The 13,654-nt window shown below is 33.2% G+C and carries 10 protein-coding genes; 7 read left to right on the top strand and 3 right to left on the bottom strand.

Features of this window, described 5'->3' with window-relative positions; all coding sequences use genetic code 11:
• The first annotated feature begins 304 nt into the window (after positions 1-304).
• Positions 305-1,774, top strand: a complete 1,470-nt coding sequence (guaB, locus tag Q0770_RS14145; protein WP_299118106.1) for an IMP dehydrogenase — start codon at positions 305-307, stop codon at positions 1,772-1,774.
• Positions 1,775-1,780: 6 nt separating this feature from the next.
• Here guaB and Q0770_RS14150 read toward each other — a convergent pair whose 3' ends face one another.
• Positions 1,781-3,055: an aminotransferase class V-fold PLP-dependent enzyme gene (locus Q0770_RS14150; RefSeq protein ID WP_299118048.1), complete on the bottom strand. Its 1,275-nt coding sequence runs from the start codon at positions 3,053-3,055 to the stop codon at positions 1,781-1,783.
• Positions 3,056-3,267: 212 nt separating this feature from the next.
• On the opposite strand from Q0770_RS14150, the gene Q0770_RS14155 reads away from it, so the two are divergent.
• On the top strand, positions 3,268-4,401 hold the full coding sequence (locus Q0770_RS14155; RefSeq protein ID WP_299118049.1) for a lycopene cyclase family protein: 1,134 nt from the start codon (positions 3,268-3,270) through the stop codon (positions 4,399-4,401).
• Here Q0770_RS14155 and Q0770_RS14160 read toward each other — a convergent pair.
• Both Q0770_RS14160 and Q0770_RS14165 read right to left on the bottom strand, forming a co-directional pair.
• Positions 4,398-4,634 (bottom strand): hypothetical protein, encoded by a 237-nt coding sequence (locus Q0770_RS14160; RefSeq protein ID WP_299118050.1) that lies wholly within the window; start codon positions 4,632-4,634, stop codon positions 4,398-4,400. The genes Q0770_RS14155 and Q0770_RS14160 overlap by 4 nt on opposite strands.
• A 91-nt stretch (positions 4,635-4,725) precedes the next feature.
• Positions 4,726-5,643 (bottom strand): T9SS type A sorting domain-containing protein, encoded by a 918-nt coding sequence (locus Q0770_RS14165; RefSeq protein ID WP_299118051.1) that lies wholly within the window; start codon positions 5,641-5,643, stop codon positions 4,726-4,728.
• 257 nt (positions 5,644-5,900) lie between these two features.
• Between Q0770_RS14165 and Q0770_RS14170 the strand changes: the two genes are divergently transcribed.
• The 5 genes from Q0770_RS14170 (at position 5,901) to Q0770_RS14190 (ending at position 13,590) form a co-directional block, all read left to right on the top strand.
• Positions 5,901-7,844 (top strand): peptidylprolyl isomerase, encoded by a 1,944-nt coding sequence (locus tag Q0770_RS14170; protein ID WP_299118053.1) that lies wholly within the window; start codon positions 5,901-5,903, stop codon positions 7,842-7,844.
• Positions 7,845-8,699, top strand: coding sequence for a peptidyl-prolyl cis-trans isomerase (locus Q0770_RS14175; protein ID WP_299118054.1), 855 nt, complete (start codon positions 7,845-7,847; stop codon positions 8,697-8,699).
• On the top strand, positions 8,683-10,101 hold the full coding sequence (locus Q0770_RS14180) for a peptidylprolyl isomerase (RefSeq protein WP_299118056.1): 1,419 nt from the start codon (positions 8,683-8,685) through the stop codon (positions 10,099-10,101). Before Q0770_RS14175 ends, Q0770_RS14180 begins: the two co-directional genes overlap by 17 nt.
• 3 nt (positions 10,102-10,104) lie before the next feature.
• The gene (locus Q0770_RS14185; protein ID WP_299118058.1) at positions 10,105-11,058 is read left to right on the top strand and encodes a MoxR family ATPase; all 954 of its coding nucleotides are present in this window, start codon (positions 10,105-10,107) and stop codon (positions 11,056-11,058) included.
• Positions 11,059-11,322: 264 nt separating this feature from the next.
• Positions 11,323-13,590, top strand: a complete 2,268-nt coding sequence (locus Q0770_RS14190) for an aconitate hydratase (RefSeq protein WP_299118060.1) — start codon at positions 11,323-11,325, stop codon at positions 13,588-13,590.
• Positions 13,591-13,654: the final 64 nt, after the last annotated feature.

A 13,654-nucleotide genomic window follows, 5' to 3' on the forward strand; every position in this document is an offset into this window, starting at 1 on the left:
AGACTGATTAAAAATAGTGTTATTTTACAGTCGGCAAATTTAAAACCAAAATATGCTTTCAGCAAACTTTATTTAGAATAAATAAAAATAAAGATTGTTAAAATTTGTAATACATTGTTTTATAGTTATTTATAAACAAGATGTGATTTAACATTGTATCTGACTAACTAACAATGAAGTCTTTTGAAAGAAAATATTCAAGCTTTTTTTATGTATTGTAATTAGTAGAAGACTTAACTTTCATTTAATATTCTAACTAAAATAAAAAGCGTAAATTTGCATGCAATTATCTTTTAATTGCATCATGACAGCACACAACAACAAAATTTTAGGAGAAGGTCTAACTTATGACGATGTCCTATTAGTTCCGGCGTATTCCGAAGTTCTTCCGCGCGAAGTTAATATTCAATCAAAATTTACGAGAAACATTACGATAAATGTTCCTATTGTATCCGCAGCAATGGATACAGTTACCGAAAGTCGTATGGCTATAGCTATGGCTCGTGAAGGCGGAATAGGTGTTTTGCATAAAAATATGACTATTGAGGCTCAAGCTACGAAAGTGCGTAAAGTAAAACGTGCTGAAAGCGGAATGATTATCGACCCAGTAACTCTGCCTATGGATGCTAAAGTTATTGATGCAAAAAATGCCATGCGTGAGCATAGTATAGGTGGGATTCCTATTGTAGATGATAACGGAAAATTAAAAGGTATTGTAACCAACCGTGATTTGCGTTTTGAACACAGAAACGAAAGACCAATCGTTGAGGTTATGACTAGCGAAAATTTAGTCACTGCTCCAGAAGGGACGTCATTAAAAGATGCTGAAAAAATTCTTCAAGAAAATAAAATTGAAAAACTACTTATAGTCAATGGAGATAAGCTTGAAGGCTTAATTACGTTTAGAGATATCACTAAAGTGACTCAAAAGCCAATAGCAAACAAAGATACTTATGGACGTTTACGTGTTGCAGCTGCCATTGGTGTTACTGGTGATGCTGTTGATAGGGCAGAAGCATTGGTTAATGCTGGTGTAGATGCAGTAATTATAGATACAGCGCATGGGCATACTCAAGGAGTTGTATTGGTCTTAAAAGAAATAAAATCTAAATTCCCTAGTCTTGAAGTAGTTGTAGGCAATATTGCAACTGCTGAAGCTGCTAAATATTTGGTTGAGGCTGGTGCAGATGCTGTAAAAGTTGGGATTGGGCCAGGTTCTATATGTACCACTCGTGTAGTTGCAGGAGTTGGTTTTCCTCAGTTTTCAGCTGTATTAGAAGTAGCTGAAGCTATTAAAGGTTCTGGAGTTCCGGTTATTGCCGATGGCGGAATTAGATATACAGGCGATATTCCAAAAGCAATTGCAGCTGGTGCTGATACGGTAATGCTAGGTTCGCTTTTAGCTGGAACAAAAGAAAGTCCAGGAGAAACCATTATCTACGAAGGACGTAAGTTTAAATCTTACCGTGGTATGGGCTCTGTTGAAGCTATGAAACAAGGGAGTAAGGATCGTTATTTCCAAGATGTGGAAGATGATATTAAAAAATTAGTTCCAGAAGGTATTGTTGGTCGTGTACCATACAAAGGTGAATTATATGAAAGTATCCACCAATTTGTAGGAGGCTTAAGAGCTGGTATGGGTTATTGTGGAGCCAAAGATGTTAATACTTTAAAGGAAACGGGGCGTTTTGTAAAAATTACTGCAAGTGGTATTAACGAAAGTCATCCGCATGATGTTACCATTACTAAGGAAGCACCTAATTATTCACGATAAATAGTATTAAGACGCAATTGTCTCTAAGGCATTGACTAAATAGTCAATATCTTTTTTTGTGATATATATTCCAAAAGAAATACGAATGCCATTTAAGCCAAAAGTTGGCATTGGTCTCGTATCAATACCGTAGTTATCAAACAATTGCTTTTTTATTTTAGATACAGGTTCTCCTAAAACTTCTAATGTTTGTATAGCACAAGATAGTTGATCATTTTCTGGTGTTTTTAGTTTGAATTTTGGATTAGTTTTTACCTTATCTCTAAAGTAGTGTTTCAACTCGTAAGAACGTTTGGTGATTTTTTCACCTCCAATAGCATTATGAAATGCAACAGCGTCGCCCAAACCTAAATATTCAGGAAGATTTCTAGTATTGTAGTTTTCTAACCGACGTATACTTTTGTCTTTATGACCTCTAGCAACGATTAGTGGTTTTAAATATTTCTGACTTTCCTGCCTTGCATAAAACACGGCAATACCTTTTGGGGAAAATAACCATTTGTGCGCACTGGCAGTATAAAAATCACAGCCTAAATCTGTAAGATTAATGGTAAACATTCCGGCAGTTTGTGCACCATCAACTGCGACTAAAATACCTTTCTTATGAGCCATTTCACTAATTTCTTTTACTGGTAAAAGCATACCATTGGTGTTTACAATATGACAGATGTTTATCACTTTTGTTTTGGGAGTAATTACGTTTTCATAGACAGCAACAAGATCTTCTATTGTTTTTGGCAGCAATGGTAATTTTGGACGTACTAATTTTATACCTTTTGTTTCTTGCCAAACTTCCCAAGGAATATATGCGCTAGCGTGGTCATGATTAGATAAGATGACCTCGTCTCCGGCTTTTAAATCTATACTTTTGGCAATAAGATTCATGCCCTCAGTTGTGTTGTGTGTAATGGCAATCTCTTCTTTATTCACCGAAAATAAACTGGCTACTTGTTGACGCACTTTTTCCTTTTCATCTTGCCATTCTCCCCACATATATCTGGACGGAAACCCATCTAATGTAGCTCTATAACTATTGGTAGCACCTTGAACAGACATTGGCGAAGGTCCTAGAGAACCATTATTAAAATAGTAAAGCCCATGAGCAAAATGAAACTGATCCTTTACTGTTTCCCAAAACTCTTCAGAACTATCATTTGCATTATAATCATTTAGAGGTTTAAGTCGTTTTTTATTATCTGCGTAGAGTTGAGGTATTAATAGAGATGCTGCTGTACCAGCAGTAATCTTTTTTATAAATGAACGACGATTAGAATTACTCATAAACTAAACAATTAGATAAGAGTCTAAAGTATTGAATAATATTGAGAAATACGAAGGTGGTTTTTCTGTAGCTTTAAGCTTAGATAAATTCAGTTTTAATTGATTTTATGGCTTGCTAAACGAAGTTAGTTGAAATTCACTAGAAAGTGAAGCCATAATTTGTAAGCAGATAATCTTAAAGTGTATCTTCACCAAATAATTTTGATTTCTTGATGAAACACTATGATTATATCATATTAGGAGCTGGAGCTTCAGGACTATTATTAGCTTATCGTATGGCTAATGATATTTTTTTTGATGATAAATCTATCCTTATTATTGATAAAAACAGTAATAAAGGTAATGACCGAACATGGTCTTTTTGGGAAGAAGGACAAGGCGAATGGGATGATATATTAGAGAAATCTTGGAACTCAGTTTTTTTTGGAAGTCAAACATTTTCTAAAACTATTGATATTTCACCATATCGATATAAGATGATTCGTAGTGAAGCATTTTATAATAAACTTTGGAAAAAGATAAATCAGAAAAGTAATATTCAATTTTTAGAAGCTTTAATTCAAGATTTTCAAGAAAACGAAAATGCACAAGTAATAACTACTAAAGGTGATTTTACTTGTGATAAATTATTTAATAGTATTCCAAGCAATTCATTTTTAAAGCAGAATAAATACCCTGTTTTACAGCAACACTTTGTAGGTTGGTTTGTGAAAACTAAAACTGAAGTTTTTGATGATGCTTCGGCAACCTTTATGGATTTTTCTGTGCCTCAAAAGGGGAATACACGCTTTATGTATGTCTTACCAGTTGATAATAATACTGCACTTTTTGAGTACACTTTATTTTCAAAAGACTTGCTAGAAATTTCAGAATATGAAGCTGCGATTAAAGATTATTTAAAGGAAAAAGGTGTTACAGATTATGAGATTATAGAAACCGAACAGGGTTCTATACCAATGACATCTTTCAAATTTTCGGAATTAAACACACCTTGTGTTTTAAATATAGGTACTGCTGGTGGTTGGACCAAAGCAAGTACAGGTTATACCTTTAGGGCAACTAGTAAGAATACAAAAAAGATAATTTTATTATTAAAACAAGGAAAAGATGTATCCAAACCGCTTTCTAAGTCCAAATTTTGGTTCTATGATTTAATCTTTTTGGATGTTCTAGCAAATTATAATGCAAGTGGTGCTAAGTTGTTTTCAAGCTTGTTCAAAAAAACTGATGTTAAGACAATTTTTAAGTTTTTAGATGAAGAATCATCACTTCTTGAGGACTTGAAAATTATACTGTCTGTTCCTCCCAAGCATTTTATCACGTCTTTCTTTAAACGCTTATTTTAGCCTTGATAAACTTGTCCGCGATGTGGTCTCAAAGCATCACGAATGGGTTTCATGTTAGCTTCATCAACCACTAAATAAGCAATACTATGCATATCGCTTAAATCTTCGATTCCTGTAATTGATATATCTAACTTTTCAATTTCAATATATTCTTTGAGATGTATGAGGTGATGCTCTGCAGTTTTCTTTGCTGTTGGTCCTCTAAAATCCCAGATGAGTTTTAAATTTCGCATTATTATTTTTTATAAAAGTAGTTTTCTCTGAGTAAAATAAAAAAACCATCTGTTTCTAAAGATGGTTTTGAAATATCAATTATTATAGATCTTATCTAATAATAATCTTTTTTGTTATTGATTTTCCTTCAGAAGAAATTCTTAATAGATAGATACCTTTTTTTGTGTTACTTAAATCAAAAAACAAATTATCTTCTATAAATGTATTTTGTTCATGTAAAACTGATTGGCCAAGTATATTATATATAGATAAAGTTCCCATTGCATTTAGTCCTTTAACACTGAGTGATTTATTATCTGTAATAACGTATAGATTTTCTAAATTTACTGCGTTAAGGTTAAGGGTGTTAGCGTAAGTTTCAAAAGAAGAAAAAGTAATTGTACCTGCGCCAGGGTTGCCTGGAGAAATACCCCCGCCATAACCTTCATCAGAAGAGAAACCGTTACTTGAATTTAAGTAAGTAGCCACAAAATCAAACGAATCGGTATTTGCTAGCCCTAAGTTAGCCCATGTAATGCTAAAAGTGAAAGATGCTGTCATTTCATTTGTTCCCATAGGCAAATTAGCAGAACTTACAAAGGGTAAACCATTATCTCCAATAATACCAGTATTAGGAATACTCCAAAGACCAGCAAAATTTGTAAATACATTTACACTAATAGCTATAGCATGTGTAGCTTCAAAAGTTGCGGGAAAATTTATAGTAGTAGGATTGTCCCCTGCATTAGAAACAGCTCTTCTCAAGTTATCCCCTTGATCATTCACGTCACCGTCAATCGTTGTTCTTCCACTTACTCCAGTATCTATATATATAACCATAGCATCATTAAAATCAGCAGCACCTTTAGTAAAAGTAAAGGTAATTGTGGTGCCGTCGTCGTCAACACTCATTGAACTTTGACCAATTGGTCCACCAAAGCCTGTATTTGTATTACCATTATATGTTGTTTGCCCAAAAGATGTAGCAGTAAATATAATTGCAAGCCATAAAATGTAATTTTTAATCATAAATAGAGTTTTAATAATTCCTAATTTATAGATTAAGTGTCATTTAACAATTTAAGCACAATCACGAAAACGTTTTCGTGTTAATAAGTTTAAGTGATTCTATTATTTTTAAGCTTCAAATCATCAATTTTTAATTTAAATAAATCAACTTAGAAGATTTATTTGTTATAGTTATTTCATCTTGTAGAATAGTTGATTTGTGTTATTTTTGTTCGGTTTTGATTAGTTTTAGAAAAATAAATTTAAAGTTCGATATAATGATGTGTATAAAACGAAATAGTGTTTTACTGTTGCTTTTATGTCTAAATGTTGCAATTGCTCAAAAGCAACAGACTCTGCTTACTATAGATAACGAGGCTATATCGTCTGATGAGTTCATGAAACTTTATAATAAGAATCTAGATTTGGTTAAAGACGAATCTCAGAAACAGCTTGATAATTATTTAGAATTATTTGTAAACTATAAATTGAAACTTAAGGAAGCTGTTAGCTTAGGTTTGGATAAAGATGAAAACTACAAACGCGAGTTTGAAAATTATAAAAAACAATTAACCAAAAATTACCTTTCAGATAATAAAGTTACTGACGCTCTTGTAAAAGAAGCTTATGATAGAATGCAATATGATGTTAAGGCATCTCATATTTTAATTCTTGATAATCCGGAAGAAGAGGACACATTAGTGGCCTATAATAAACTTCTGGACTATCGTAAGATTTTACAAGAAAAAGGATTTGAATCTGCAAAAGAAAAATACCATAATGGTAAAACGGTTTTAGTAGAAGATTTGGGATATTTCTCAACTTTTAAAATGGTTTACGATTTTGAGTCTAAAGCCTATGAGACAAAACCAGGGAATGTGTCTATGCCATTTAAAACAGATTTTGGTTATCATGTAGTTAGGATTGATAATAAACGCCCATCTCGTGGTACAGCAACAGCTGCACATATTATGATTGCAGACAAACAAAAAGATAGCACTATAAACCCTGAAGAACGTATAAGAGAGATTTATAAGAAACTACAGCAAGGTGAATCTTTTGAAGCATTAGCAAAACAATTCTCTGATGATAAGAGCTCAGCAAGAAGTGGCGGTAAACTTCGTGCCTTTAAAAGCGGGCAGTTATCTTCTACTGTATTTGAGGATGCAGCATTTGCTTTGCAAAACTCAGGTGATGTTACTGAACCTATTAAAACAAAATATGGCTGGCACATAATTAAACTTATTAACAAGGAAGCTGTTAAAGGATTTGAAGAATTAAAACCTACGCTTGAAGCGCAGATAAAACGTGATGCCCGCTCAAAACTTATAAATAGCGCTATGGTCAAGGAGCTTTCTAAGCGTTATAAGATTGATAAAAACCCAAAAACTAAGGCTTATTTTAAGTCTATTATTGCTGAATCGTACTTAGCAGGTAAATTTGATTTACCTGAAGATTACAATGGCGACGATGTTGTGCTCTCCGTTAATGATTCCGTTTTTTCAAACAATGATTTTCTTCAGCATTTAAAAACTAAACAGCGTCAATATATGCGTCAGCAAACATCAATCAAGAAAATTCTTGATAAAGAATTAGAGCTTTTCTATGAGAATTCTGTACTGAAATTTAGAGAAGATAATCTAGAAAACGAAAATCAAGAATTTGCAGATGTCCTTCAAGAGTATAGAGATGGTTTATTGTTATTTGCGTTAATGGAAAAACAGATTTGGAATAAAGCTTCTAAAGACACAATAGGATTAAAGCAGTATTATGAAGCTAATAAGTCAAAATACGTATGGGAAGATAGAGTAGATGTAATTATCGCTTCTTCAGGAAATAAAGCTATGGCTAAAAGCGTTCAAGATTTAGTAAAAAGTGGTAAGACACAAGAAGAAATAAAAGAAGCTTTAAACTCAGATGGTAAGCAAAATATCATTTTTACTTCGGGTATTTTTGAAGTGTCTAATTCAAAACTTCCTAAAGACATGAATTTGGTTACTGGTGTTTCAAACATATATGAGCATAATCAAGCTTATCATATAATTAATGTAAAGGAGATATTGCCGTCGGGTATTAAAGCATTAGAAGAAGCAAAAGGAAGTGTAGTCAATGATTATCAAAATAAAATTGAAGAAGACTGGCTACTTAAGTTACGAGATAAGTTTAAAGTAGAAGTTAACAAAAAAGTATTGAAACGACTTAAATCTAAAATCAATAACTAATTGAAGTATAATGTAGCATATTGTTTTCTAATATTTGCCATATTGGTTGGTTGTAATCGTTTTAATTCAGATAAAGCAGAAAATGCTGTTGCTCGAGTAAACGACACCTATTTGTACAAAGCTGATATAGAAAAAATAATCCCAGAAGGCGCTTCAAAAGCAGATAGTACGTTATTATCAAATAGTTATATTAATAAGTGGGCTAGTGGTTTACTTTTAATTGATAAAGCCAAGCTTAATTTGTCAAATGAGCAACAATCAGATTTTAATTTACTAATTAAACAATACGAAACAGATTTATATACTAAAGCTTATCTAGAAGCTTTAGTAAAACGCTCAATTGATACAGCTATTACAGTTGAAGAAGCCGAGAATGTTTATCAAGCAAACAAAGAATCTTTTAAGCTCAATGATGAGTTATTAATGTTACGTTATTTGAGTTTACCTCAAAACGCAGTGAATTTAGATAATATAAAATCACGTTTCAAAAATTTTGAAGACAAAGATAAAGTCTATTTAGATTCAATAGCAGTTCAATTTAAGTCTTATTCGCTCAAAGATTCTGTTTGGGTTAAGGCTTCTCAGGTTATAGATAAGATTCCTGTAGTAAACCTATCTAATAAAAATCAACTGTTAAAAAAATCTAATTTTATACAACTCAAAGACTCATTAAACCTATATTTGATCCAAATAAATGATGTACTTTTGCGCAACGATTACGCGCCCCTAGATTACGTAAAGCCTACAGTAAAACAAATTATAAGTAATAAGCGTAAACTAGAGTTGATTAAGGAGATAGAAAATGAAATTACAAAGGATGCTATTAAGAATAAACAATTTGAAGTCTATAAGTAAAAACCTGCTTTCTGCAGTTTTTTTAATGACTATTACTGTCGGATTTTCTCAAGAAATTATTAAAGACGAAGTTAAAACTGAAGTAAAAGAAACTAAACGTCAAGGGAATCGTATTAAGGCGGATGGCGTTGCAGCAGTCGTTGGAGATTTTATAGTTCTTGACTCAGATGTAAATAGAAGAATTGCACAAATTAAAGCCGCTGGTGGAGATATTGGAGATATTACAAATTGCGAAATATTTGGTAGTATTCTAGAAGAAAAACTCTATGCACATCAAGCCATTCAAGATAGTATCGTTGTCAACGAACTGCAGATTCGTTCTCAGATAGATCAACAAATTCAAGGAATTTTGGGTCAGTTTAATGGTTCTATGACTGAGATGCTTAATTTTTACAAAAAAGATTCTGAAGATGCATTACGTGAAGAGATTTATGAAATTAACAAAAATCAATCTTTGGCCTCGCAAATGCGTAATAAAGTTTTAGAAGAAATTGAAATTACACCTGAAGAAGTTCGTCAGTTTTATAATGATTTAAAGGAAGAAGGGTTACCAACTTTTGGTACAGAATTACAAATTGCAAACATTGTTATTATACCTGAAATAACTGAAGCGTCTAAGCAAGTAGCTATAGACAAACTTGCTGGGTTTAAAAAGGATATTGAAGAAAACGGAGCAAGTTTCACGACTAAAGTACTCTTCTATACAGATGATACGGCTTCTAAATCTACAGGCGGAAAGTATACGTTAAATAGAAAACGTCCTCGAATGGTAAAAGAGTTTCGAGATGTAGCATTTTCACTTCAAGAAGGAGAAATATCAGAACCTTTTGAGTCTATTTATGGCTACCATATTATTTTCCTAGAAAAGATTAGAGGACAAGAATATGATGTAAGGCATATATTATTAAGACCAGAAATTACACCTGATGCTATTGATAAAGCAAGAAAGCAAATAGAAGATATAAGAACTAGAATTGTTGATGGTTCTGTAACGTTTGCAGAAGCTGCTCGAGAGTTTTCTGATGAGAAAGAAACTAAGTTTGAAGGTGGTCAGATGACAAACCCTACCACTCAAGATTTTAATTTTGAGTTGACTAAAATGGATCCAGAGATTTATGGACAAGTCCAAGATTTAAAGGATGGAGAGATTAGCCCTATCATCCAAGATGGCGATCGCGAAAATCCGATTAAGTTTAAAATCATGACAGTTACTAATCGTATTGATGACCATGAAGCTGATTTTTCCAGAGATTATTTAAAAATTAAACGCTTAGCACTTCAGAACAAACATTTTGATGCCCTTGGCAAATGGCAAGAAGAGACTATTATGTCTACTTATATAAAAATCAATGGAGATTATAGAAGTTGTGATTTTAATGGTAACTGGTTAAAAAATAAATAATATATGTCAGACGTAACTGCTATTGAAAATTTTGTAAAAAAGTACAAAGCACTTAAAGAAGAAATTGCAAAAGTTATTGTCGGACAAGAAGAAGTTATAGATCAAATATTGATATCTATATTTTCTGGCGGACATTCTTTACTTATTGGTGTTCCAGGATTGGCAAAAACGTTAATGGTTAATACTATTGCTCAAGCCCTAGGGTTAGATTTTAAACGTATTCAGTTTACACCAGATTTAATGCCAAGTGATATTTTAGGTAGTGAGATTTTAGATGAAGATCGTAAGTTTAAATTCATAAAAGGTCCAATATTTGCTAATATTATTTTAGCAGATGAGATTAATAGAACGCCGCCAAAAACTCAAGCTGCTTTACTTGAGGCAATGCAAGAGCGTGCAGTTACTGTTGCGGGACATCAATATAAATTACAATTGCCTTATTTTGTTTTGGCAACCCAGAATCCAATTGAGCAAGAAGGAACCTATCCTTTGCCAGAAGCACAACTAGATCGCTTTATGTTTGCAATTAACTTGGATTATCCTTCGTTTCAAGAGGAAGTTGATGTTGTAAAAGCAACAACTACTGACGTTCAAGTTTCTGTTAATTCATTATTTATAGCTCAAGAGATTATAGATTTTCAAAATGTAATACGTCGTATTCCAGTAGCAGATAATGTTATAGAGTATGCAGTAACTATGGTTGGTAAAACAAGACCTAATAGTACAGCTGCAACTGACTTAGTTAAGGAATTTGTAGATTGGGGCGCAGGTCCAAGAGCTTCTCAAAATCTTATTTTAGCTGCAAAGACATATGCAGCTACAAAAGGAAAATTTTCTCCAGATGCCGAAGATATTCAAGCTGTAGCGACATCTATATTACGCCATAGAGTCATCAAAAACTATAAGGCTGAAGCTGAAGGCGTAACTGACGAAGCAGTTATTAAGAGTTTGTTTTAAAATTTTTCAATTCAACTTTTCTGTTTTTTAGTTTTTCTGATAGCTAGACTATAAAAAGAAAGTGTCTAATAGCTAATCCACAATTGTTAACTTATTAAATTATTAACCATAAAATTGAATTTTATTCAATTTATGTATAGATTTATTGCTCTACATTGAATTATTTTCAATGATTATTCAATTCTATTACATATTTTTAAAAATGCTTTAAAATTTGTAATTTTGTGCTGCTAAAAATTAATTATCAACCTTTAAAAATACTATATGGCTTTTGACATTGATATGATTAAAAAGGTTTATGCTAACATGACAGAGCGCGTAGATGCTGCTAGAGATATTGTTGGTAAACCATTAACTCTTTCTGAAAAAATATTATACGCTCACTTATGGGATGGAAAACCTACTAATGCCTTTTCAAGAGGTAAAGACTATGTGGATTTTGCCCCAGACCGTGTTGCTTGCCAAGATGCAACAGCACAGATGGCACTATTGCAATTTATGCAAGCTGGAAAACCTAAAGTAGCCGTGCCAACAACAGTACACTGTGATCATTTAATTCAAGCAAAAGATGGTGCAGCAACAGATTTAAAAAATGCGAATAGTACAAGTAGTGAGGTTTTTAATTTTTTAGAATCTGTATCAAATAAGTATGGTATTGGTTTTTGGAAACCAGGCGCTGGTATTATTCATCAAGTAGTACTAGAAAATTATGCATTTCCAGGTGGAATGATGATTGGTACTGATTCTCACACTGTAAATGCAGGTGGATTAGGGATGGTAGCTATTGGTGTTGGTGGTGCAGATGCTGTAGATGTTATGGCTGGTATGGCATGGGAACTTAAATTCCCTAAGTTGATTGGGGTAAAGTTAACAGGTAAATTATCTGGTTGGACAGCACCAAAAGATGTAATTTTAAAGGTTGCTGAAATTTTGACTGTAAAAGGCGGAACAGGAGCTATTGTAGAATATTTTGGACCTGGAGCAACAGGAATGTCATGTACCGGAAAAGGTACTATTTGTAATATGGGTGCCGAAATTGGTGCAACGACTTCTACATTTGGTTATGATGAATCTATGGAGCGTTATTTACGTGCAACAGATAGAGCAGACGTAGCAGATGCTGCAAACCAAGTTAAAGATTATTTAACTGCAGATGCAGAAGTTTATACAAATCCTGAACAGTATTTTGACCAAGTTATAGAAATTAATCTTTCTGAATTAGGCCCATTATTAAATGGTCCATTTACACCAGATTTATCTACATCTGTAGGTAGCGAAATGACTGAAAAGGCTACAACAAATGATTGGCCACTTCAAGTTGAATGGGGATTAATAGGGTCTTGTACAAATTCTTCTTATGAAGATTTGTCTAGAGCTTCATCTATTGCACAACAAGCCATAGATAAAGGCTTAAAAATGAAAGCTGAGCTTGGTATTAACCCAGGTTCTGAGCAAGTACGTTACACTGCTGAACGCGATGGTATTTTAGGAATTTTCGAAAACTTAGATGCAAAGATATTTACAAACGCTTGTGGTCCTTGTATTGGACAATGGGCAAGATATAGTGATCCAAAAAATGCACCAAAAAATAGTATAGTACATTCATTTAATAGAAACTTTGCGAAGCGTGCAGATGGTAACCCAAATACACATGCCTTTGTAGCTTCTCCCGAGTTAACTGCTGCAATTGCTGTAGCTGGTCGTTTAGATTTTAATCCATTAACTGATAAGTTAATCAATGAAAATGGAGAAGAGGTTATGTTCGATGAGCCAACAGGTTGGGAACTGCCTCCAAAAGGATTTGATGTTAAAGACAATGGCTATTTAGAGCCAGTTGCAGATGGAAGTGGAGTAAAGGTGACAGTAAACCCTACGTCTGAGCGTTTGCAATTACTAACCCCATTTACACCTATTGAAGGTAATATTTCAGGGGCTAAATTATTAATTAAGGCATTTGGTAAGTGTACAACCGATCATATCTCTATGGCAGGACCATGGTTGCGTTTCAGAGGACATCTAGATAACATTGCTAATAACACATTAATAGGTGCTGTTAACGCTTTTAATAAGAAAACAAACTTTGTTAAGAATCAATTAACTGGTGATTATGCAGGAGTACCTGATACACAGCGAGAATATAAGAAAAATGGTATTTGGTCTGTAGTTGTTGGAGATCATAATTATGGAGAAGGTTCTTCTAGAGAGCATGCGGCTATGCAGCCACGTCACTTAGGTGTAGCTGCTGTTATAGTAAAATCCTTTGCACGTATTCACGAAACTAATCTTAAAAAGCAAGGTATGTTAGGGTTAACGTTTGCAAACGAGGCTGATTATGATTTAATTCAAGAAGACGATACGTTTAACTTCGTCGATTTAGATGCATTTGCGCCTGGAAGACAATTGACTTTAGAGATTGTACATACTGATGGCAGTTCTGATACTATTAAGTTAAACCACACTTATAACGATTCTCAAATTGAATGGTATCATGAAGGTTCTGCGTTAAACCTAATTAAAAAGCAGAATGCTTAATTAAATATCATATAAGAATATGAAAAGGCTTTGATGAAAATCAAAGCCTTTTTTGTTTAATGTT

The organism is uncultured Winogradskyella sp., assembly GCF_947501905.1.
GTDB lineage: Bacteria > Bacteroidota > Bacteroidia > Flavobacteriales > Flavobacteriaceae > Winogradskyella.

Excerpts from the sequence above, each read along its gene's own strand:
- guaB (WP_299118106.1), top strand. The coding sequence starts at position 305 with ATGACAGCACACAACAACAAAATTTTAGGAGAAGGTCTAACTTATGAC.
- Q0770_RS14150 (WP_299118048.1), bottom strand. The coding sequence starts at position 3,055 with ATGAGTAATTCTAATCGTCGTTCATTTATAAAAAAGATTACTGCTGGT.
- Q0770_RS14155 (WP_299118049.1), top strand. The coding sequence starts at position 3,268 with ATGAAACACTATGATTATATCATATTAGGAGCTGGAGCTTCAGGACTA.
- Q0770_RS14160 (WP_299118050.1), bottom strand. The coding sequence starts at position 4,634 with ATGCGAAATTTAAAACTCATCTGGGATTTTAGAGGACCAACAGCAAAG.
- Q0770_RS14165 (WP_299118051.1), bottom strand. The coding sequence starts at position 5,643 with ATGATTAAAAATTACATTTTATGGCTTGCAATTATATTTACTGCTACA.
- Q0770_RS14170 (WP_299118053.1), top strand. The coding sequence starts at position 5,901 with ATGATGTGTATAAAACGAAATAGTGTTTTACTGTTGCTTTTATGTCTA.
- Q0770_RS14185 (WP_299118058.1), top strand. The coding sequence starts at position 10,105 with ATGTCAGACGTAACTGCTATTGAAAATTTTGTAAAAAAGTACAAAGCA.
- Q0770_RS14190 (WP_299118060.1), top strand. The coding sequence starts at position 11,323 with ATGGCTTTTGACATTGATATGATTAAAAAGGTTTATGCTAACATGACA.